This is a genomic window from Psychrobacter sp. M9-54-1 (genome assembly GCF_016613355.1).
Taxonomy (GTDB): domain Bacteria; phylum Pseudomonadota; class Gammaproteobacteria; order Pseudomonadales; family Moraxellaceae; genus Psychrobacter; species Psychrobacter faecalis.
On sequence record NZ_JADGFW010000045.1, the window covers coordinates 512 to 740 of the forward strand.

At 43.7% G+C, this 229-nt stretch carries 1 protein-coding gene; it reads left to right on the plus strand.

The genetic code is table 11. The features are described from left to right. Positions 1 to 185 (plus strand): transposase (locus IQ457_RS13610; protein ID WP_242465449.1); only part of this gene is annotated, 185 nt, incomplete at its 5' end. Between the last annotated feature and the right edge of the window lie 44 nt (positions 186 to 229).

Genomic DNA, 229 nt, shown 5'->3' on the forward strand with positions numbered 1-229 from the left:
ATCGCTCTTTGGTTGAAACGGTGTTTGGAGAGCTTAAAAACTTGTGCCAAATCGAACACTCACGCCATCGTAGTGTCACGGGGTTTATCACAAACTTGCTGTCAGGTTTGATTGCTTATTGCTGGTTTCCCTATAAACCCACCATCAAAAACATGCCTCAGCAGGGACAGGTAGCCATATTGTAAATAGTATCAATGAGTTACAATGTGGCTTATCCCGAACTGGGGTT